General features: G+C 36.1%; 19 protein-coding genes. 13 read left to right on the top strand and 6 right to left on the bottom strand.

Annotation, left to right across the window (positions count from 1 at the left end; translation table 11 throughout):
* Positions 1-129 precede the first annotated feature (129 nt).
* The 5 genes from atpD to EQG68_RS03585 all read left to right on the top strand — a co-directional run bounded on the left by atpD (position 130) and on the right by EQG68_RS03585 (position 4,325).
* On the top strand, positions 130-1,641 hold the full coding sequence (atpD, locus tag EQG68_RS03605; RefSeq protein WP_129463419.1) for a F0F1 ATP synthase subunit beta: 1,512 nt from the start codon (positions 130-132) through the stop codon (positions 1,639-1,641).
* 70 nt (positions 1,642-1,711) lie between these two features.
* On the top strand, positions 1,712-1,993 hold the full coding sequence (locus EQG68_RS03600; RefSeq protein WP_129463418.1) for a F0F1 ATP synthase subunit epsilon: 282 nt from the start codon (positions 1,712-1,714) through the stop codon (positions 1,991-1,993).
* A gap of 280 nt (positions 1,994-2,273) precedes the next feature.
* The gene (locus EQG68_RS03595) at positions 2,274-2,498 is read left to right on the top strand and encodes a hypothetical protein (protein WP_129463417.1); all 225 of its coding nucleotides are present in this window, start codon (positions 2,274-2,276) and stop codon (positions 2,496-2,498) included.
* A 5-nt stretch (positions 2,499-2,503) separates the two neighbouring features.
* Complete coding sequence (locus EQG68_RS03590) at positions 2,504-2,953, top strand: GNAT family N-acetyltransferase (RefSeq protein ID WP_129463416.1); 450 nt, start codon at positions 2,504-2,506, stop codon at positions 2,951-2,953.
* A 28-nt stretch (positions 2,954-2,981) separates the two neighbouring features.
* Positions 2,982-4,325 (top strand): deoxyguanosinetriphosphate triphosphohydrolase, encoded by a 1,344-nt coding sequence (locus tag EQG68_RS03585; RefSeq protein WP_129463415.1) that lies wholly within the window; start codon positions 2,982-2,984, stop codon positions 4,323-4,325.
* Here EQG68_RS03585 and EQG68_RS03580 read toward each other — a convergent pair.
* Positions 4,322-5,269, bottom strand: a complete 948-nt coding sequence (locus EQG68_RS03580; RefSeq protein WP_129463414.1) for a DUF3078 domain-containing protein — start codon at positions 5,267-5,269, stop codon at positions 4,322-4,324. The genes EQG68_RS03585 and EQG68_RS03580 overlap by 4 nt on opposite strands.
* Before the next feature lie 41 nt (positions 5,270-5,310).
* On the bottom strand, positions 5,311-7,077 hold the full coding sequence (locus EQG68_RS03575) for a 1-deoxy-D-xylulose-5-phosphate synthase (RefSeq protein WP_129463413.1): 1,767 nt from the start codon (positions 7,075-7,077) through the stop codon (positions 5,311-5,313).
* Positions 7,078-7,115: 38 nt separating this feature from the next.
* On the opposite strand from EQG68_RS03575, the gene EQG68_RS03570 reads away from it, so the two are divergent.
* The 6 genes from EQG68_RS03570 to pbpC all read left to right on the top strand — a co-directional run bounded on the left by EQG68_RS03570 (position 7,116) and on the right by pbpC (position 17,480).
* Positions 7,116-7,559, top strand: a complete 444-nt coding sequence (locus EQG68_RS03570; RefSeq protein WP_129463412.1) for a nucleoside deaminase — start codon at positions 7,116-7,118, stop codon at positions 7,557-7,559.
* Between the two features lie 120 nt (positions 7,560-7,679).
* Complete coding sequence (locus EQG68_RS03565; RefSeq protein ID WP_129463411.1) at positions 7,680-13,178, top strand: alpha-2-macroglobulin family protein; 5,499 nt, start codon at positions 7,680-7,682, stop codon at positions 13,176-13,178.
* Positions 13,179-13,419: 241 nt separating this feature from the next.
* On the top strand, positions 13,420-14,280 hold the full coding sequence (locus EQG68_RS03560) for a hypothetical protein (protein ID WP_129463410.1): 861 nt from the start codon (positions 13,420-13,422) through the stop codon (positions 14,278-14,280).
* A gap of 58 nt (positions 14,281-14,338) precedes the next feature.
* A complete protein-coding gene (locus tag EQG68_RS03555) occupies positions 14,339-14,836 on the top strand; it encodes a hypothetical protein (protein ID WP_129463409.1) in 498 nt (165 codons plus the stop codon).
* Between the two features lie 9 nt (positions 14,837-14,845).
* On the top strand, positions 14,846-15,073 hold the full coding sequence (locus EQG68_RS03550; RefSeq protein ID WP_129463408.1) for a hypothetical protein: 228 nt from the start codon (positions 14,846-14,848) through the stop codon (positions 15,071-15,073).
* Between the two features lie 34 nt (positions 15,074-15,107).
* Positions 15,108-17,480 (top strand): penicillin-binding protein 1C, encoded by a 2,373-nt coding sequence (gene pbpC / locus EQG68_RS03545; RefSeq protein WP_164975384.1) that lies wholly within the window; start codon positions 15,108-15,110, stop codon positions 17,478-17,480.
* 12 nt (positions 17,481-17,492) lie between these two features.
* On the opposite strand, the gene EQG68_RS15005 is transcribed toward pbpC, so the two are convergent.
* The 4 genes from EQG68_RS15005 to EQG68_RS03530 all read right to left on the bottom strand — a co-directional run bounded on the left by EQG68_RS15005 (position 17,493) and on the right by EQG68_RS03530 (position 21,042).
* Positions 17,493-17,636, bottom strand: coding sequence for a hypothetical protein (locus tag EQG68_RS15005; RefSeq protein WP_164975381.1), 144 nt, complete (start codon positions 17,634-17,636; stop codon positions 17,493-17,495).
* A 134-nt stretch (positions 17,637-17,770) separates the two neighbouring features.
* On the bottom strand, positions 17,771-18,727 hold the full coding sequence (locus tag EQG68_RS03540; RefSeq protein ID WP_129463407.1) for a T9SS C-terminal target domain-containing protein: 957 nt from the start codon (positions 18,725-18,727) through the stop codon (positions 17,771-17,773).
* A gap of 120 nt (positions 18,728-18,847) precedes the next feature.
* Positions 18,848-20,392 carry an Rne/Rng family ribonuclease gene (locus tag EQG68_RS03535; RefSeq protein ID WP_129463406.1) on the bottom strand — a complete coding sequence of 515 codons (1,545 nt, stop codon included), beginning with the start codon at positions 20,390-20,392 and terminating at the stop codon, positions 18,848-18,850.
* A 356-nt stretch (positions 20,393-20,748) separates the two neighbouring features.
* Positions 20,749-21,042, bottom strand: a complete 294-nt coding sequence (locus EQG68_RS03530; protein ID WP_112085891.1) for an HU family DNA-binding protein — start codon at positions 21,040-21,042, stop codon at positions 20,749-20,751.
* Between the two features lie 132 nt (positions 21,043-21,174).
* On the opposite strand from EQG68_RS03530, the gene mutY reads away from it, so the two are divergent.
* Positions 21,175-22,212, top strand: coding sequence for an A/G-specific adenine glycosylase (mutY, locus tag EQG68_RS03525; protein ID WP_129463405.1), 1,038 nt, complete (start codon positions 21,175-21,177; stop codon positions 22,210-22,212).
* A gap of 53 nt (positions 22,213-22,265) precedes the next feature.
* Entirely contained in the window at positions 22,266-22,703 is a 438-nt protein-coding gene (locus tag EQG68_RS03520; protein WP_129463404.1) for a single-stranded DNA-binding protein, read from the top strand.
* Positions 22,704-22,709: the final 6 nt, after the last annotated feature.

Raw genomic sequence — 22,709 nt, 5'->3', positions numbered from 1 at the left:
ATACTTCAAAAAAACCTAAAAAAAACATCCATTTACTATTGATTATATATTTTTAAAAATTATCTTTGCACTCTGAAAAAAGACGTGTTTTTCATAAACATAAATAGCTATTAAATAAATACATAAGCAATGTCAAAAGTAATAGGAAAAGTTGCCCAAATCATCGGACCGGTTGTAGACGTAGTGTTCGATTCTAAAGTTGCCGATTTACCAAAAATTTATGATTCGTTAGAAATCATTAAAAAAGACGGTTCTAAATTGGTATTAGAAGTTCAATCTCATATTGGTGAAGACACCGTTAGAACTATCTCTATGGACTCTACCGATGGTTTAAGTCGTGGAACAGAGGTAGAAGGAACCGGTGCTCCAATTCAAATGCCAATTGGACCAGACGTTTACGGAAGACTTTTCAACGTTATTGGTGATGCCATCGACGGATTAGGAGATTTGCCAAAATCTGGTGATAATGGAATTTCTATCCATAGACCAGCACCAAAATTTGACCAATTATCAACTTCAACGGAAGTTTTATTCACAGGGATCAAAGTAATTGACCTTATCGAGCCTTATGCAAAAGGAGGAAAAATTGGTTTGTTCGGTGGTGCCGGTGTAGGTAAAACCGTATTGATTCAAGAATTAATCAACAATATTGCAAAAGGTCACGGAGGTCTTTCTGTATTTGCTGGTGTAGGAGAAAGAACGCGTGAAGGAAATGACTTACTTCGTGAGATGTTAGAGTCAGGAATTATTAAATATGGAGAAGATTTCATGCACTCTATGGAAAATGGTGGATGGGATTTAACCAAAGTAGATAAAATAGGTATGAGAGAGTCTAAAGCTACTTTCGTATTCGGTCAGATGAACGAACCACCGGGAGCACGTGCTCGTGTGGCTTTATCAGGTCTTTCTATTGCTGAGTATTTCCGTGATGGTGCTGGATCTGACCAAGGAAAAGATGTACTTTTCTTCGTAGATAACATCTTCCGTTTTACTCAAGCAGGTTCTGAGGTATCGGCTCTTTTAGGTCGTATGCCGTCAGCGGTAGGTTACCAACCAACACTAGCAACCGAGATGGGTGCGATGCAAGAGCGTATTACATCAACCAAAAAAGGTTCGATTACTTCTGTACAAGCGGTATACGTTCCTGCGGATGACTTAACCGACCCGGCTCCTGCTACAACTTTCGCTCACTTAGATGCAACAACCGTATTGTCTCGTAAAATTGCTGAGTTAGGAATTTATCCGGCAGTGGATCCGTTGGATTCTACGTCGCGTATCTTAACACCGCTTATCTTAGGAGATGATCACTACAATTGTGCTCAAAGAGTGAAAGAAATTCTTCAAAAGTACAAACAATTACAAGATATTATTGCTATCCTAGGTATGGAAGAGTTATCGGAAGAAGATAAATTAGCTGTGTCACGTGCTCGTCGTGTGCAACGTTTCTTGTCTCAACCTTTCCACGTGGCAGAGCAGTTTACTGGTATCCCGGGAGTTTTAGTTGATATTAAAGACACGATCAAAGGATTCAACATGATTATGGACGGAGAATTAGATCATCTTCCTGAGGCCGCTTTCAACTTGAAAGGAACCATTGAAGATGCCATCGAAGCCGGACAAAAAATGTTAGCAGAAGCATAATCAAGTTGTCAGTTTTCAGTTTTCAGTTTTCAGGACTGAGACTGCAAACTGAGACTGTAAACTAAATAAAATGATTTTAGAAATAGTATCCCCGGAAGCCACTTTATTTAAAGGCGAAATCAACTCAATCACCCTACCGGGTGTTGACGGATCCTTTCAAATTTTAAATAATCACGCACCTATCGTTTCTATTTTAAAGCAAGGAACTATAAAAATTTTTGCTCCAAGTTTCAAAATAAACAAAGAGGTAGCCGGAAAGTTTGCCAAAGTAAATGACCAAACTTATACATTGGAAATTGCTTCGGGAACAATCGAAATGAAAGACAATAAAGTAATCGTTCTAGCCGATTAATCTTTTTAAAAATAACAAAGACTAAAGTCATACAGCAATGTGTGACTTTTTTTTTGAAGCTATTTTCCGCTATTCGTTACAAGCTTTTTTGTCTTGTTGCTTTTTTCTAAGTCAAAAAAGTAGCTCCCAAGGTCGCTCTTTTTTACCAAGAAAAAATGCAACAATCCTGCAAAAGGCTTTTCACTACTATCGGGGCTATAACCGACTTCGAAACCAATTCCTTTCAAATTCTTCTTATTTCAACTTTCAATTCGTACATTTGAAAATCAATTCAACAATCATGTCAAAAGATAAAAAAGGAATCTACACCGGCATCATCGAAAAGGATGAGAAGGGGAATTATTTCTGTGGAGAATATTTGTTAGACTACAAATATACCGAAGCCAATTTCAATCTCGGCGACGAAATTAATATTAAATCGGTAATTGAAAACCCAAGCGATATCAGTTATAATCAATACCCAAAGAAATCTAAAATATTCTTCTTAGCAAACGACAAAAAGTAAGTTCAATGATTGATTTACTTCGCACAACATCAGATCATACAGATTTTCAAAGTTTGGTAGTTCAACTCGATGCTTATTTACAGGAGATTGATGGAGAAGACCATGCATTTTATTCCCAATACAATAAATCGAATTTATTAAAAAATGCACTAATAGCGTATGAAAATACAATTCCTGTTGGCATTGGGGCTTACAAAGAATACGATTCTGAAACAATAGAAATAAAAAGAATGTTTACCTTTCCAGAACAAAGAGGAAAAGGAATAGCAAAAACAATTTTAACTGAATTGGAAAATTGGGCAAGAGAAGAAAATTATTCTATAGCTATTCTTGAAACCGGTGTAGAGTTAAAAGTTGCCATTTCTTTATATCAAAAAATGGGCTATCAGCTAATTGAAAACTATGGACAATACAGCGGGGTTGAAAATAGTATTTGCATGAAAAAACACCTTTAGAATATACTAGATATTATAAAATTAAACTATGAAGTGGGAACAACTTTTATCCTTAAAACGTCAAGGCGATAAAGGAAAACGACTTAGAATAGAACAAGACGACACCCGTTTGGGTTTTGAAGTAGATTATGACCGAATCATTTTTTCGGCAGCGTTTCGAAGCCTGCAAGATAAAACGCAAGTTATTCCGCTTTCAAAAACCGATTTTGTTCACACACGTTTGACACATAGTTTGGAAGTTTCCGTTGTCGGCCGCTCCATCGGACGATTAGTGGGGAAAAAAATCATCGAAAAATATCCCTATCTCAAAGAGGCTCATGGTTTTCATATGAACGATTTTGGAGCCATTGTGGCCGCAGCTTGCTTGGCTCACGATATCGGAAATCCACCTTTCGGACATTCAGGCGAAAAAGCGATAGGAGAATATTTTAAGACCGGAAACGGTCAGCAATACAAAGACCAACTCACGGAAAAAGAATGGCAGGATTTAATCGATTTTGAAGGAAATGCCAATGGTTTTTCAGTTTTAACCGGAAATCGTGCCGGTATCGAAGGGGGATTGCGAATTTCGTATGCTACATTAGGTGCTTTTATGAAATACCCCAAAGAAAGCTTACCTAAAAAACCGACCAATGCCATTGCTGATAAAAAGTATGGATTCTTTCAACAAGATAAACCCTTTTTTAAAGAAGTAGCAGAGGAATTGGGCTTAATTCCAAATAAATCAGGCGAAGACATAGGCTATGAACGTCATCCGTTAGCCTATTTAGTAGAGGCTGCAGACGATATTTGTTACACCATTATCGACTTTGAAGACGGAATTAATTTAGGATTAGTAGAGGAGGATTTTGCTTTAGAATATTTAATAAAATTAGTAAAAGATAGTATTGATTCATCTAAATATAACTCCTTAACCACAAAAGAAGACCGAATAAGTTATTTGCGAGCCTTGGCAATTGGGAGCTTAATTAATGATGCTGTTCGTGTTTTTATCGAAAACGAAGAAGCTATTTTGCAAGGAAAATTCCCGTACGCGTTAACTGACAAAAGCAAATACAAAGCCCAAATGGATGATATCATCAAATTGAGTGTCAAAAAGATATACCAAAGTCAAGAAGTCATTCAAAAAGAGATTACCGGATATCATATCATCAATAACTTGTTGGATAAATTTATTACTGCATTTAATAACAAGCATGAAGGGAAAATGTCAAATTACGATCAATTGTTGTTGAAACTTTTGCCTGAAAAATACCAAGTGGAGAAAGCAAATTTATACGAACGATTACTGCATATTTCACATTTTATTTCTTTGTTAACGGATGGAAACGCAGTTTTGTTGAATAAGATTATTTCTTCTAATAATAGTTAGAAAGCATAAGTAACACCAATTCCTAAAGCTTGTTTAAGTTGTATTTTTGGACCAACAATCACTTGTTCTCCAGCAATTTCTTCTTTGGCTTTAATATCATCATCATAAATCAAATGAATACCTACGTTGGCTTTAAAATATTGATTAACAACTAAATCTACATTCAATTGCCAATCAACATCAATATTACCAAACTTGTTGATATAATCAGAATACAAAGAAAGTCTATTTTCAAAAAACATATTTTTATAGAATTCTTTTTTCCAATAACTAGTAAAAAGCAAACCGAATTCTGTTCTCGATTTTCGACCTCTTCGTAATAAGTTACCTTCTTCATCAAAAATTGCTTTTGAAACCCCAAAAGATCCTAAATCTGCCAAGCGTTGATCTAAAACAAGTGTGGTTTTTACGGTTAAAGGGGAGAAATAAAAATTCATATTCAATTCCTTCCGGTTATATTCTGAACCAATTCCCAAAAAAAGATATGCCGGAGCAAATAATCTTGATATAGGATCCTCAGTATTCGGATAGGCATATCCATCCGTAAACTGTGTATTGAAACTAAATCGGGCAGAATAATACCAGTTTGAAATGGGGTCTTTTTTATATCCGTAATTGGAAAGTAATGAAAAAGCATCGTCTGTTTTTCTCAGTTCCCTACCTTCTTGCTTATTGACACCATATCGAAGTGACATTTCATTATTCCAAATGACGTTCCCTCGAACATATTTTCTGGAAAAGTCTCCTTTCAAAAGTCCTGAAACTGAACTATTCCCCCCTGCATTCCAATTCATGAAAGCAATTTGACTAAAATCTAAACCGGTAATGTTCTTTTTTGTCCAATATGTAGTATCTCTTGGAATTGTATCGCTTTCAGTAACAAGTGTTTGAGAAAAAAGTAATTGCGAAACAGGAAAAAATAAAAAAAGCAGATAATACCTCATTTATATTTAAAGTTGATTAGGAATTGCAAAATTGACCATTTTCAATAAGTTGACAAAATTGAAACCAGACTTTTCACATTAATTTCACAATAAGGTTGTAGTTCTTCAATAGTTCCTTGCTCAATAAATTGGTCAGGAATTCCTAGTATTTGAACATCATTTTTGTAGTTATATTTTGATTTGAATTCCGCAATACTCGAACCAAATCCACCAATGATGGTGCCATCTTCAATCGTTATGAGGCTTTCATAATTCGAGAAAATTTGATGTAACATTTCTTCGTCTAACGGTTTTATAAAAGGAAAATCATAGTGCGAAAAAAGCTCTGCATTATCTATTTCGGCAAAGGATAAAGTTACATTTCTTCCAATAAATCCATTCGATAAAATGGCTACTTTTGACCCTTTTTTCAACAAAGTTGCTTTTCCAATTTCAATTTTTTGAAGCGGTTGTTGCCAATCGACTATTTCGCCTCTTCCTCTCGGATAACGAATTGAGATGGGATGATTTAATCCCAATTGAGCGGTGTAAAGTATATTTCGTAATTCAATTTCATTTCTTGGTGAGAAAATGATCATATTCGGGATGCATCGCAAATACGCCAAATCAAAAACGCCGTGATGCGTTGCTCCATCTTCACCAACTAAACCGGCTCGGTCTAAACAAAAAATAACCGGTAAATTTTGCAACGCCACATCATGAATTACTTGGTCATAAGCCCGTTGCAAAAAAGTGGAATAAATGTTGCAAAAAACAACCATTCCTTGCGTAGCCATCCCTGCTGATAATGTCACGGCATGTTGTTCGGCAATACCCACATCAAAAGCTCTTTCCGGGAACGTATCCATCATGAATTTGAGGGAACTTCCGGTTGGCATGGCAGGTGTAATACCAATAATTTTTTCGTTTTGCTCGGCCAATTCCACCAACGTCAACCCAAAAACATCTTGAAATTTTGGAGGTAAATGACTTTCTTCTTTTAAATGAATTTCTCCGGTAATTTTATCAAATTTCCCCGGAGCATGGTATTTCACTTGATCTTCTTCTGCTTTTTGCAATCCTTTTCCTTTAGTGGTGATGACGTGCAGAAACTTCGGTCCTTTTACTTTCTTCAGCCGTTCCAATTCCGAAATCAACGCAAAAAGATCATGACCGTCAATAGGTCCTGAATAATCAAAATTCAATGATTTGATCATATTGTTGACTTTCGGATTTTTTCCCTCTTTGACAGCCGTAAGATAATTTTTTAACGCTCCAACGCTTGGATCAATTCCAATTGCGTTGTCATTTAATATTACTAATAAATTAGCATCAGTCACCCCGGCGTGATTCAAGCCTTCAAATGCCATTCCGCTGGCAATCGATGCATCGCCAATCACCGCAATATGATGTTTGTCTTCCTCTTTTAATTGGGAAGCAATCGCCATTCCCAAAGCGGCTGAAATAGAAGTAGAAGAATGCCCGACACCAAATGTGTCATAATCACTTTCACTTCGTTTAGGAAATCCTGAAATGCCATTCCATTGCCTATTGGTATGAAAAACCGATTTTCGACCGGTTAAAATTTTATGACCGTAGGCTTGATGACCTACATCCCAAACCAATAAATCATTAGGTGTATTGAAGACATAGTGCAAAGCAATGGTCAATTCCACCACACCTAAACTTGCACCCAAATGCCCCTCTTTTACGGAAACAATATCAATGATAAAGTCGCGTAATTCCTGAGCCAATTGCGGCAACTGATTTACCTTTAGTTTTCGTAAATCCGAAGGAAATTCGATATGTTGCAGTAAATATTCAACCATAGCACAAATGTACGAATTGAAATTGTATTTTTGTTTCTATGGAAAATCCTTTCAACGATAACTATTTCATGAAAAAAGCTTTGCAAGAAGCTGAAATTGCTTTTGAAAAAGGCGAGATTCCTGTTGGTGCCGTAATTGTGGTGGATAATAAAATCATCGCTAGAACGCATAATTTAACCGAATTGCTCCACGATGTGACGGCTCATGCCGAAATGCAAGCCATTACCTCAGCTGCCAATTTCTTAGGCGGAAAATATTTAAAAGGATGCACGCTTTACGTTACTTTAGAACCTTGTCAAATGTGTGCCGGTGCGTTGTATTGGAGTCAGATTACTAAAATCGTTTTTGGAGCCCGTGACGAACAACGCGGTTTTATGACGATGGGCACGCAACTTCACCCGAAAACAGAGGTGGTTTCAGGGGTTTTAGCTGATGAAGCCTCCGATTTAATGGTGCGTTTTTTCGCCTCCAAACGGAAATAATTTATTCCAAAAATTCTTCTTAAAAAATAATTAACTTTAACACAATATTTGGAATACTTTTTGTGTTATCGTCAATAAGTACCCACACCTTTTTCGTTTCATTTTTAATCTTTTTGAACAATGTCAATCCAACGTTTGATGCAACTTTTTGTTGCGGTTGTTGTGCTACACTCTTGTGGCAAAAAAGTTTCTACCGAAGAATTCAATTCTGATTTTTCGAAGTACGAAAACTATATCCTTAGTTTTAGTTCCGGATTGCAATCGGCTCACTCGGACATCAGGGTGACGTTAGCGTTTGACAAAACAGAATGGCAGCCGAATCAGGAAATTGATGCGGGTTTATTTGACATTTCTCCGAGTATTAAAGGTAAAATGGTTGCATTGGCGACCAACACTATTGCTTTTGTGCCTGAAAAACCATTGGAACAAGACACCGAATATCGTATTATTTTCAAATTAGCCAAGCTTATCAAAACGGAAAAAGGATTGGAAGAATTTAAGTTTTCTGTTAAAACAGTCAAACAAGATTTTACAGTGAACCTTTTGGATTTACAATCGTATAGCCGAGAGTTGAATTATTTAAACGGAACCATTCAAACCAGTGATTGGATGGATTTTGAAACGGCTTCACAATTGGTAGAGGCTACACAAGACGGGAAGAAATTAAAAATGAAGTTCGATAAATCGCTTAGCACGAAAACCGAATTCAAATTCATCATCGATAGCATTCAACGTAAAGTTGAAGACAGTAAAATCACTATTTCATGGAACGGAAAACCGTTCAACATCGACCAAAAAGGAAGTGTAGAGTATGACATTCCGGGCAAAAACAATTTTAAAATTGTTGGAATGGAAGTAGGCGATGAAGACAATCAATCGTTGTTCATTAATTTTTCTGACCCTATCAAAAAAGGACAGGATTTACAAGGATTAGTGGCGGTTGAATTGGCTCAAACTTCTAAATTTATTATCGAAGGTAATTTACTTAAAGTCTTTTTTAGTGAACCACTCAAAGGCGATTTGTTGGTAGAAGTTTTTCAGGGAATTTCGAGCGACGAAGGCTATAAAATGAAAGAAACGCATTCGCAACGTGTGGCGTTCAACGAAATGAAACCCAATATTCGATTTGTGAAAAATGGAACGATTTTACCGAGTTCTAACAATTTAAAAATCAATTTTGAATCGGCCAACTTAAAAGCGGTGGATGTCAAAGTATATAAAATCTACAAAAACAACATTCTTCAATTCTTACAAGACAACAATTTGAACGGCAAGCGAAACCTGCGAAAAGTTGCTTCGCCTGTAGCCAAACAAACAATTAATTTGTTAGATAAAAAATTACCCAATTACAGTAAGTGGAACACATTTGCTATTGATTTATCTAAAATTATCACTCCCGAACCAGGTGCGATTTATCGGGTGGAAATGTCGTTCAAAAAAAGTTATTCTTTGTACAGTTGTAGTAATTCTGTAACGGAATCGGAATCCGATAGTGAAGAAGAAAGTGAAGAAGTGCGTTCCAACGATGACGATTATTACGATTATTATTGGTATGATGATTACGATTGGTATGACAGTCAAGACCCATGCGAATTAGATTATTACCGTCGTGGTCCAATCGGCATGAATGTATTGGCTTCCGATTTGGGTGTAATTGCCAAACGTGGGGAAAACGGTTCTTATACTTTGGCGGTTACCAACATTGTTACGACACAACCAATAAGCGGAGCAAAAGTAGAATTGTATGATTTTCAACAACAAAAATTAGCATCCGGAAACACTAATGCGGAAGGAATGACTTCGTTTCAAGTGGATAAATATGCCTTTTTTGCTATTGTTTCCAAAGATAAACAAGCTACTTATGTGAAGTTAGATGAAGGCTATTCGCTCTCCGTGAGTAATTTTGATGTATCCGGTGAAAAATTACAAAAAGGACTCAAAGGCTATATTTATGGCGAAAGAGGCGTTTGGCGTCCCGGTGATACCTTGTTTTTAGGGTTTATGCTGAATGATGCTGCCAGTAAATTGGATAAATCACATCCGATTAAATTCAAATTGAATGACCCTACCGGAAAATTGACGTTTCAATCCGTTCAAAAATACAATGAACTTAATCATTATAAATTTATCATTCCTACTCGTGAGGCTCATCCTACCGGAAGTTGGGAAGCGGTAATCAGTGTCGGTGGAGCTCGGTTTTACAAAAACATCAAAATTGAAACGATTAAACCTAACCGGTTAAAAATCAAAAACAAATTTAATGCTGAGATGTTATCCACCTCAAAAATCAATACGAGTCAAGTGGAAGTCGCTTGGTTGCATGGTGCTGTAGCGAAAGACCTCAAAATGGAAATGCAAGCCAAAATCATGCAACAAAAAACGACGTTCAAAGGATTTGCTAATTACAATTTTGATGACCCGATTCGGCAATTTGAAACGGAAGAAACCAATATTTTCAGCGGAAAAGTAAATGCAGAAGGAAAAGCAACCGTCAGTTTTCAACCGAAAGTAAGCACCGAATCACCCGGCATGTTGAAAGCCAGTTTGATGACCAAAGTCTATGAAAACGGGGGCGATTTTAGTACCGATGTGATGGCGGCGACACTTTCGCCTTACCAAACGTATATTGGACTTAAAACGCCTGATCCAAACCGTTACGGTTTATTGGAAACCGGAAAAATGAATCGCTTTGACATTGTAACCTTAGATGAAAAAGGAAATCCAAAAGCAGTTCAAAACCTAAAAGTACAAGTGTATAAAGTAGAATGGCGTTGGTGGTGGGATGCGAGTTATGATAACCTTTCCAGCTATGTGTCGTCTAATTCCACAACAGCGTTTAAGAATTTCACCGTAAATACGAATGCAAGTGGCAAAGCCAGCATTCAATTCAAAAACGAAGAAAATGAATGGGGTCGCTATTTAATCCGAGTAATGGATGAAGAGGGTGGACACGCTACCGGTTCTACCGTAATGATTGATTGGCCGTATTGGTCGGGAAAAACTCGAAACACCGATTCCTCCAACGCTTCGATGTTGCTATTTTCTACGGATAAAAAGAACTATTCCGTAGGCGAAAAAGCCAAAATTTCCTTTCCATCGAGTGCCGGAGGAAGAGCCTTAATTTCGTTGGAAAATGGTTCACGTGTGGTAAAAACCCTTTGGGCAACCACACAAAAAGGAGAAACCAAAGTGGAAATTCCAATTACGGGCGACATTGCTCCGAACGTGTTTGTCCACATTACCTTATTACAACCGCATGCGTCCACTTTGAATGATTCGCCTATTCGTTTGTATGGCATTGTTCCAATAGAGGTCATCGATAAAAACACGATTCTAGAACCACAAATCAGTATGCCCGAAGTGTTGAAACCGGAAAGCAAAACCAGTATCCGTGTAAGCGAAAAATCAGGAAAAGCCATGACTTATACTTTGGCTATTGTAGATGATGGTTTGTTGGATTTGACCCGTTTCAAAACTCCCAACGCATGGAATAGTTTCTACACGCGTGAAGCATTAGGCGTAAAAACTTGGGATATTTTTGATGACGTAATTGGAGCATACGGCGGAAGAATCAACCAAGTGTTCAGTATTGGTGGGGATGAAGATTTAGGCGGAAGTAAAGCCAAAAAAGCCAATCGTTTTAAACCGGTGGTCATTTATTTAGGACCATTCAAGTTGGAAAAAGGACAAAGCAAAACGCATCAAATCAAGCTACCCAATTATGTCGGTTCGGTTCGCACGATGGTAGTGGCGGGCGATGTAAAATCTAGTGCTTACGGAGCAGCTGAAAAAACCACTCCGGTTCGAAAACCGTTGATGGTATTGGCTTCGCTGCCACGAAAAATTTCACCTTCCGAAAAAGTAACGTTACCTGTGACCCTTTTTGCAATGGAACCCCAAGTGAAAAATGTTAACGTACAAATCAAAACCAATAACGGCGTGAAAGTAGTGGGAAGCAGTTCACAAAGTGTGACTTTTTCTCAACCCGATGAAAAAATGGCGTATTTCAATTTGGAAGTCGGCAGTGCCACCGGATTGGCTAAAGTACAAATCATCGCCACTTCCGGAAACGAAAAAGCCACATACGAAGTAGAACTCGATATCACAAACCCAAATCCGATAACGAATGAGTTTACCGATATTGTGTTAGAGCCCAATGCTTCAAAAACAATAGCTGTTTCTACCTTTGGTGTCGCCGGAAGCAACAAAGCTCAATTGGAAGTTTCGTCTTTCCCGACCATTGATTTTAGCAGAAGATTACAGTATTTGATTCAGTATCCACACGGTTGTTTGGAGCAAACCACGTCGAGTGTGTTTCCGCAATTGTATTTGGCCGATATTTTCGATTTAGACCAAAATCGCAAAAACGAAATTCAGAAAAACATCAAAATCGGCATTCAAAAATTAGGCGGTTTCCAAATATCAAATGGCGGATTCTCATATTGGAGCGGACAAAATTATGCCGACGATTGGAGTTCATCCTACGTAGGACATTTCTTGATTGAAGCCGAGAAAAAAGGCTATGTATTGCCACTGAATTTCAAAGCCAAATGGATAGGATACCAACAAAAAACAGCCAAAGAATGGCGATTTGCCAAAAACGGAAACGATTTTGCTCAAGCCTATCGCTTATATACGTTGGCTTTGGCCGGCTCACCCGATATGGCTTCGATGAACCGTTTGCGTGAAACCACAGGAATTTCCAACGAAAGTAAATTGCGTTTAGCGGCTGCGTATGCCTTGGCCGGCCAAAAACAAGCGGCTCAGAGCGTATTCAACCAAAGTAAAATTGACGATTCCAACCCCAATTATTACTACTATTACGGCTCGTCTGACCGCAATAAAGCGATGGCATTGGAAGCCTTAATTTTAATTGGCAACAAACAGAGAGCGTTCAAAATGGCAACCGATTTGGCTAAAAATATGGCTTCTGATCAATGGATGAGCACCCAAACCACGGCGTATAGTTTGTATGCCATGTCCAAATTTGCTCAACAAAACGGCGGAAAAGGGGTAGCTGTTACGTATTCCGTTAATGGAAAACCGCAAAATATTAAAACCGCCAAATCGTTGGCCAATCGAAATTTGGAAATCAAAACCGGAAGCAATTCCATTACGCTCAAAAACACCCAATCCAATACCTTGTATGTGCGGGTGCTAACGAGTGGCATTTTACCAATCGGGCAGGAAAAAGCCATGCAAAGTAAGTTGTTCACCAATTTGGTTTTCAAAAACCGAAGCGGAGCACCGATAAACGTGACTAAAATTGCTCAAGGCACTGAGTTTATTGCTGAAATCACTGTTCGAAATCAAACTAATGAACGAATAGAAAACGTGGCGTTGACGCAAATTTTACCGTCCGGATTTGAAATTGTGAATACGCGTTTCACCGATTTTGGCAGTTTTGGCAACAATGTAGCTGACCATATTGACATTCGTGACGACCGCACCAATTTCTATTTTGGTCTCAAAGCCTACGAGTCCAGAACATTCCGGGTGCTGTTGAATGCGTCGTATTTGGGTCGTTACTATTTACCCGGCATGCAAGCCGAAGCGATGTACGACAACACGTATGCGGCACGAACCTTGGGGCAGTGGGTGGAAGTGGTGAAGGAGTAGTTTTATTAGAAGCCAATCCCGCTTTCCATTCCAAGCTTGTTTGTTAAAGCTGTTTTTTCTAAGCCGCCCCAAGAGCTTCCGCCGGTCGCTTTGGGTCAGCAAGAAAAAATCAGCTTTGACTGCACAAGGCTTCCATTGCAATCGGGGCTAGGGGGTTGGTGCTTAAAGATGAAATGCTTAATAAATTTAGATTTTAGTTGTTTTATGCTAAATGTTTGTAATTCTAAAATAAGGTATTAATATGAAAAGAATATTTTCAATAGTTATTTTAGGTTTGATTATTTTTTCTTGTGAAAGTAAACAAGACGAACAAGGTTATTGGACTATACATTTTGATGAAGTAAAAGACAGCTCAATTTATCCTGATGTATTATATTTTAAAAAAGATACATTAATAATTCAAAGCAGTCATAACTTTAAACAGATTGCTATCTACAAGAAAAAAAATGATACGATCTTATTAAATTTTAAAAATGGAATTGAAAAGAAGTATCCCATTTCAATAATATCAGACAGTATTATAGAGTTTGCCAAAATGAAATTTATTAGAACCAATGAAGATAATCTTTCAAAAACCGAGCCATATGAATTAACTGGATTTCAATCAAAAAGCAGATTTAAACCTCACTCTAATTCTATGATTATTCACTTAATTAAGAACAACTCTGAAGCGAAAGTGATATTGAATGATAAGATATCTGATTTAAGCTCAATTCCAGAATTTCTTAATTATGGACGATATAGTAAGCCAAAATTATATCTATATTTAGGTACAGAAATTGAAATTAATGATTTATTAAAAACTTATTGTTGGACTTTATTGTGTGAAATTTATAAAGTGGAGCTAATTACACATAGTGAATCATTCGAAGATTTTTATACGGTAAAAGATTACTTGTATATTGAAGATAGTTTATTTATGAATTTTATTAAAGAAAATAAGATTCCACAATCAGGACTCTTACATACTTTTAATACAGAAAGTGATTATGTAAGGGAGAAGATAAAATATTTTCAGAATGAATCAAATCATTCGTCAATGATAGAATATTTAAAATTTACGGAACAATTAAATTTTAGAATGAAAGTTAATTATAATTAGTTTTTATCATAACTCATCAGATTCTTCTTTTCTTATAATAAGTCTTTAAAGAAATAAAATGAAAAATTTCAAAATTATATTCGTTGTACTTTTCCTTTCAATTTCCTGTCAAAAAAAAGAAATTGAACCACCACTATTTTGCGAAAACGAACTCCAAATATTCAAAACATTTGATTCGTTACCAAAAACCAATTTTTCATTAGTAGATTTCAGAGACGATTATAAAACTAAGTTGGATAGTTTGTTTAGAAATTCAGACTCGGGTTATGCTGATATTATTCTAAATTTAGAATTATCAGAAGATGTTAAAATCCCATTGGCTTTTCATTCCTGTAATTACACATTTGTTGAAAACCCTCCTTTTTTTTCAATTAGAAATTTTTTTCATATTTATTTGTCTGAAAATAATTCTATTTTTATTGAAGAAGAAAACAAAAGATTAAATCAAGTTGGTCAAAGTATCGAAGATTTTTATTTTGAAAGAGGAGAAGATAATTTTCAATATATAATTATTACCTTTTTTTGGGATAAGAAAGTTAATAAAAGTCTTTTATAAGAATTGATTTTGGAAACGCTAAAAGGATATGCCGGATTTTTAAATAAACAAGCATATAGAAAGTTTGGAAAGCTAGTTTGCGATTTGTCAAAAGAAGAATTAGAATTACTTTCAGAAGAAATTCCATTTCACATAAGAACAGATTTTTCGGAGAATTATGATGATTTAAAAGGTGATTTTTCACCATATGATTCGCCACCCCCGCCCCCGCCGCCAATGGAAGAAACAAATAAGTAAAACATCTTAGAATTATAAAAAGCTACACTTTCGCATCGTGCTTAAACCCTTCCTCCATAAAACAAAAACCAAAATCCTTCAAGACAAAATCAAATCCATTTTGATTTTGCTATTGTTGGTTGGTTATTACTTTTGTTTGCCACGAACGCTTTTTAACGAACCGTATTCCACCGTGATTGAAAGCAAAGAAGGTAATTTATTAGGAGCCAAAATCGCTCGTGATGGGCAATGGCGGTTTCCGGCTTCGGATAGTGTGCCGGAGAAGTTTCAACATTGTATCATTGCTTTTGAAGATCAACATTTTTATTATCATCCGGGTTTTAACCCGATTTCAATGTGGAATGCCTTTCGGCAAAACCGCAAAGCCAACAGAGTAGTTCGAGGCGGAAGTACCTTAACCCAACAAGTTATTCGCCTTTCCCGAAAAGGACAAAACAGAACGTATTTTGAAAAAGTCATTGAAGTGGTTTTGGCTACGCGTTTGGAACTTCGTCATTCAAAAAAAAATATCCTAAAATTGTATTCCGCTCACGCTCCGTTTGGTAGCAATGTGGTGGGATTAGAAATGGCTTCGTGGCGGTATTTTGGTGTGCAATCGCATCAGTTATCGTGGGCAGAAACGGCTACATTGGCGGTTTTACCGAATGCTCCAAGCTTAATTTATCCCGGAAAAAACCAACAACGATTACTCGAAAAACGCAATCGGTTGTTGCAAAAATTGTATGAGAATAAGGTAATAGACCAACTTTCATACGAAATGGCGTTGCAAGAACCCTTACCTCAAAAACCTTATGATTTACCGCAAATGGCTCCACATTTATTGCAACGCACGGCCAAAAATCAAGAAGGACAAAAAATAAAAACCACGATTGATTTTGCTTTGCAAGAACGCTTGAATCAAATTGCTCAAAATTATTATTACCAGTACAAACAAAATGAAGTCTATAATTTGGCCATTTTGGTGGTGGATGTGGAAACTCGAAACATTGTGGGTTATGTGGGTAACGCTCCCACGGATAAAAACCACCAAAAAGATGTCGATATTATTTCGGCTCCGCGTAGTACGGGAAGTATTTTGAAACCGTTGCTTTTTGCCGGAATGTTAGACGATGGCGAATTGTTACCCAACACCTTAGTTCCTGATATTCCAACCCAAATTTCAGGCTACACTCCGCAGAATTTTAATTTGACTTATGATGGAGCGGTTCCGGCACGACGGGCTTTGTCACGTTCGCTAAATATTCCGTCAGTATTGATGTTGCAGGATTTTGGGGTCTATCGCTTTTATGACCAATTACAACAATATGGTTTTTCAACGATGAAACGACATCCGAATCATTATGGATTGTCGCTCATTTTAGGAGGAGCCGAAAGCAATTTGTGGGATTTGTGTAAAACCTATGCCGGACTCACCGGAACATTGAATCACTATCAGAAAAATAAGTTTCAATACCGCAAAAACGAGTTTTCGGAGTTGAATTATGATGCGACTCAAAAAATTGATTTTGGAAAATTATCGTATCAAAAAAATATCGTAGGAGCCGGTTCAATTTACCTAACCTACGAAGCGATGAAGGAAGTCAACCGACCCGAAGGCGATGAAGCGTGGCGTTTTTACGATTCTTCCTTACCCATTGCTTGGAAAACCGGAACGAGTTTTGGGAACCGCGATGCGTGGGCAGTGGGAACAAGCAAGAAATATGTCGTTGGAATTTGGGTTGGTAACGCCACAGGAGAAGGTCGTCCGTTGCTTACCGGTGTCAGTCATGCGGCTCCTATTTTGTTTGACGTGTTTAATTTATTGCCTAGAAGTAATTGGTTTGAAAAGCCATTGAACAATATGCAACAAGCCGAAGTATGTGCTAAAAGCGGTTATTTAGCCAGTGAAAATTGTCCAAAAAGCATGCAATGGATTCCGGTAACGGCCAAACAGACTGTTCAATGTTCGTATCACAAAATTGTTCATTTGGATAAAACAGAACAATTTCGGGTGAACAGCAGTTGTGAAAATGTGGATGAAATGGTTACCAAAACCTGGTTTGTGTTGCCTCCGGTGATGGAATGGTATTATAAAAGCAAAAACATGGATTATTGGGTTTTGCCGCCTTTTCGTTCGGATTGTGATGACAATCAAACCCCTTTTATGGATTTTATTTATCCAAAAACGAACAGTAAAATTTATTTGACCAAAAACTTTGACAGCGAAGTACAACCGGTCATTTTAAAAGTGGCCCATTCGCAACCCAATATAAAATTGTATTGGTATGTGAACAATACGTATTTAGGAATCACGCAAAACTTTCACGATATGCCATTGAAAGCGACATCCGGCATTCATTACATAACGGTGGTAGATGAAAATGGGGGAGAGATTAAGCGGAAAGTGGAGTTGGTGAGGGAGGATTAAAAATCCAAATCACTATCTTTTCGCATGTAAAATGTCTAATTTAACTACGCATTTCGGCAATACTAAATAATCATAAAATTCTTCTGAATAGATGTCTAAATCATATAACAAAGAAGCGACATAAATACAGTTTTTTCGGTGTTGTCTTACGGTCATTAGCAGTCTTTTAAAAATTTTATCAAGAAATAAATCCTTAATAATCAAAGAATATAAATAAGATTAATTATAAAGATAGAAATTTTTCAGGAATTTTCACTCCTATTTTTAGTAATGATGTGCAAATTTTTAAATTATTTTGGACTAACATCCAATGAAAAAAAATGCAACTGTTGTTGAATTGTTCCAATCAATTTTTTTGTAAATCCTTCGTTTATAAGAAAATAATCTAGACCGTTGGTTGTACTAATCCCTTCAATTTGGTGAAATGGCAGTTGAAGTTTAATTTTACGTTGATTCGTTTTTTCAAAATTTAACTCATTCCAATCGGAAATGAGATATATAAATGGTTTTAATTTTTTTGAATAACCACAAAGTGAGATTAGGTTTTTAGATGCTAAATAATTGGCTCCAGTTATCAAACCATTAACTTGTAAACTGGTAATGTATTCTGCTTTATGATTTCCGGGTTCTTTAGGTAAACGATAAACGGCTGTTTGTTTAGTTGACCATTGTTTGGTAAACAAAATTAATTCATTTTCGGTTGCAATAAACGCTTCACAATCAAAGTTGGTTGTATTGCTTTTTTGCTTGGAAAAGTCAGTTTGTTCAGGATAAGAAAAGGTAATTTTTTCAATTTTGGGATGGTCAAAAAGAGATTCTTTTGCGATTTTGTAAATGGATAAATCAGTTCGGTTACCTTTGGAATTATTACCAAAATCACCTAAATATATATGAGTATCATCTTGTGAAATTTCCTCACAATCCTTGTTTTTTATTCCCTCTAGCTTAATGCTTCTTGTAATGTTTCCTTCTTTATTTAATTGATAAAGATACAAATCGGTGTCATCGTTATGGGTGTAAAGATGATTTTCCCATTCCATCAATCCGGAAACTTCATTTAAAGAATCGCTTAAAATTATGGATTTAAATTCTTTTATTTTTAGTTTTTTATAGCGACAACTGCCATCATTTTCAGTGGCATTGCCATCGTAATTTTTAGCAAAAACGTCTTTGCAGCCCGATTGAGCTGAGGTTGAAGTATGGAAAAGTATCCAACATAAAATAGTAATAATAAATTGAAATTTCATCAAAAGAAGTAAAAAGTAATTTTCAAAATTAGCGGAATTAGAGTAATGCGTGGCAAATCAAATGAACAAATTAGTTAAAAACCAAAAAAAAACGCCCACCAAAAAGGCAGACGTTTATTTTTAATCTTTGATTTCATTACCATCTTTGTCAAAAAAATGATATTGTAAAAACGTGTAAGCATCACGAGGTATAATTTTCACCCATTTTTTATGTTCAAAAAACCATTTTGAACGTAATGATGGAAAACCTTTGGTTAGGTAGGCTGCCACAAAGGGATGGGCATTTAGCACCAATTTTTTGTGGTCTTTTAGTCGTTCAACATCGAGAGAGATTTTATCAATTACTTGAATGGGAGCATCTATTTCTCCAGTTCCTTTGTTTGGATCTTCTTCTCTTGTTTTAATGTTAACTTCCGGTCTTACGCGTTGTCGTGTAATTTGGATTAATCCAAACTTACTTGGCGGTAAGATTTTGTGTTTGGCTTTGTCATCGCTCATTTCCTCTCGCAAGAAATCAAAAAGCACTTTTCGGTTTTCGGGATTTTGCATATCGATAAAATCGACTACAATAATTCCGCCCATATCTCGCAAACGCAATTGTCTGGCAACTTCTGCTGCAGCAATTAGGTTTACTTCTAAGGCAGTATCTTCTTGATTTTGAGCTTTATTGGAACGATTTCCGCTGTTCACATCAATAACGTGAAGAGCTTCGGTGTGTTCAATAATTAAATAAGCTCCTTTGCTCATCGATACCGTTCTGCCAAAAGACGTTTTGATTTGTCTTTCGATATGGTATTTTTCAAAGATGGGCAATTCTTTCGATTGGTATAACTTGACAATAGATACTTTTGAGGGATCAATTTCTTCAATTGATTCCTTGGTTTGCTCAAACAACTCTTCATCGTCGATGTAAATTCCGGTAAAGGAATCATTAAATACGTCTCTAAGGATGGATGAAGCTCTGTTCATTTCACTTAAAACTTTTGACGGATGATGAGCCGTTGGTAATTTTTTACACATGGCAGTCCATTTACTGAGTAAATTCTGCATGTCTTGGTCTAGTTCGGCTATTTTTTTGCCTTCTGCTACTGTGCGAACAATAACACCAAATCCTTTTGGTTTGATCGATTGTACAAGTTTCTTTAAACGGTCTTTTTCTTCTTTCGATTCTATTTTTTGAGAAACAGAAACGCGATCTGAAAATGGAACCAGAACGATATATCTTCCGGCCAATGATAGCTCTGAGCTAATTCTTGGACCTTTGGTAGAAATAGGTTCTTTAACGATTTGTACTAAAACCGACTGATTGGCACTCAACACATCGGTGATGATACCGTCTTTGTCGATTTCTTTTTCAAACTGAAAGTTTTTAAGGGAGAAATCTTTTTGTTTACCTGTGCTTACAAGTTTTGTGAACTTCAACATCGAAGCTAAGTTGGGTCCTAAATCGTGATAATGTAAAAAGGCATCTTTTTCAAAGCCTAAATTTACAAAAGCCGCGTTAAGACCGGGAACCGGTTTTCTGATTTTGGCAATAAAAATATCACCCACTTGAAAACCGCTCTTTTGCTCTTCTTCTTTGTGTAATTCTACTAGTTTTCCATCTTTTAATAAGGCAAAATCTACAGCTTCAGAACCTGACCTGATGATCAACTCTTTATTCACGTTGTAAATTTTTATCTATACCTTTTAGCCAGAAGCTGGAAGTTTAAAGCTGGAAGTTAAAAATTAGTATAACCAACTTGAAACTTGAAACTTGAAACTACTCACCACCAACTTAATTGTACAGATGGATTAAACAATATTTTAAACAGGTAGTTTGTACCCGGTGAAACAGTTATTGTTTTTTACTGTTTCATTTCAAAGAACTTTTTGTAAAAGAAAAAAGTAGTTTAGAACTACTTTTTCTTTTTGTGACGGTTAGCTCTCGCTCTTTTCTTGCGTTTGTGCGTCGCTACCTTATGTCTTTTTCTCTTTTTTCCACTTGGCATAGTGTGATCTTTTTGGTATTAATAAATGAGTTATACTGCTACTTCAGTGTTGGTTTTCACACCTTCTACAAATACTTTTGCAGGCTTGAATGCCGGAATGTTGTGAGCAGGAATTTTAATTGTTGTGTTTTTAGAAATGTTTCTTCCTGTTTTTTCAGCTCTAGTTTTGATAATAAAACTTCCAAAACCTCTTAAGTAAACATTGTCTCCGGTTTCTAATGAGTTTTTAACTTCTTCCATAAAAGACTCTACTGTTGCTTGAACATCTCCTTTTTCAAGTCCTAATTTTTCTGAAATCTTCGCTACGATATCTGCTTTCGTCATTTTCTTGCGTATTAAATTTTATGTGTAAATTTTTGAGAGTGCAAATATACAAATTAAAAAAACAAATATTCAAGCATAATTGATTAAAATTTAATTACATAAACTTATACTTTTGTTAACCAATTCAAATTTATGACTTTTTCTAATCGGCTTATTCAATGGTATTTAGAAAATAAACGCGATTTACCATGGCGAAATACTACTAATCCCTACCCGATCTGGCTCTCAGAAATTATTCTGCAACAAACCAGAGTGGCTCAAGGGTTACCCTATTATGAGCGGTTTATCGAAACTTTTCCAACCGTTTTTGATTTAGCCAACGCTTCTGAAGAACAAGTTTTAAAACTTTGGCAAGGATTGGGTTATTATTCCAGAGGTAGAAATTTGCATAAAACAGCTCAAATTATTGCTTTTGAACTCAACGGAACCTTTCCGACAACCTATACAGAATTACTAAAATTAAAAGGAATCGGATCCTACACGGCAGCAGCCATTGCTTCATTCAGTCAAAAAGAAGTTGTTCCTGTAGTGGATGGCAATGTTTTTAGAATCTTAGCACGTTATTTTGATGTGGAAACCGATATTTCATCGGCTACAGCCAAAAAAGAATTTACTGCTCTTGCCAATGAATTGATTGATAGCAAACAACCGGATGTATTTAATCAAGCTTTAATGGAATTTGGTGCTTTGCAATGTGTTCCAAAAAATCCAAATTGTTCAATTTGTGTATTTAAAGATAGTTGTGCCGCATTACAAAAGAAAAAAGTAGATTTGCTTCCGATAAAATTAAAAAAAACGAAAGTAACTGAACGGTTTTTTAATTATTTGGTTTTGGAGGATGAACGTGGACATTCTATAATTCAACAACGGACTGCTAAAGGAATTTGGCATAATCTTTATGAATTTCCTTTGATAGAATCAGATAAGGAACTCAACGAGAAAGAAGTTAAAGAAAAAATTTCCACCACCACTTTTCTTACAAACGAATTAATCTCATTAAAACCTTATGATGAGAAAAGTGTTTTACATATTTTATCTCATCAACGACTGAAAATAAGGTTTTGGGAACTAAAAGTAGAAGGGATGCTTAAAAACGGAATAGCAAGAGAAGCTGTAAAAAAGCTTCCTTTCCCAATCGTGATTTTTAATTTTATTGAAAAGAATTTCTAAACTGTTATTAAATTTGTAACTTTGATATTATCCAAAAACAACTCTAGAATATTATGAATGGAACTTTAAACAAAGTGATGTTAATTGGTCACTTAGGCGATGATGTAAAAATGCACTATTTTGAAGGGGGCAATTGTATAGGTAGATTTCCGTTGGCAACCAATGAAGTCTATATCAATAAAACTACCAACGAAAAACTAACTTCAACAGAATGGCATAACTTGGTGGTGCGAAACAAAGCGGCCGAAATTTGCGAAAAATACCTTTCAAAAGGCGATAAGATTTACGTAGAAGGAAGAATTAAATCGCGACAATGGCAGGCAGAAGACGGACAGACCAAATATACCACCGAAATACAGGTAACTGAATTTACTTTTTTAACCACTAAAAAAGAAACGGAATTGAACAAACAAAATCAAGATTCAAATAAAAACACTAATTTTGACAGCCACGGTGTGAGAAATTCAGACAATGACGATCTGCCGTATTAATGTATA

The organism is Flavobacterium piscinae (assembly GCF_004122145.1).
GTDB classification, from domain to species: Bacteria; Bacteroidota; Bacteroidia; order Flavobacteriales; family Flavobacteriaceae; genus Flavobacterium; species Flavobacterium piscinae.
Note: the sequence above shows the minus strand (reverse complement) of the source record. Positions and strands in the feature narration are given on the sequence as shown.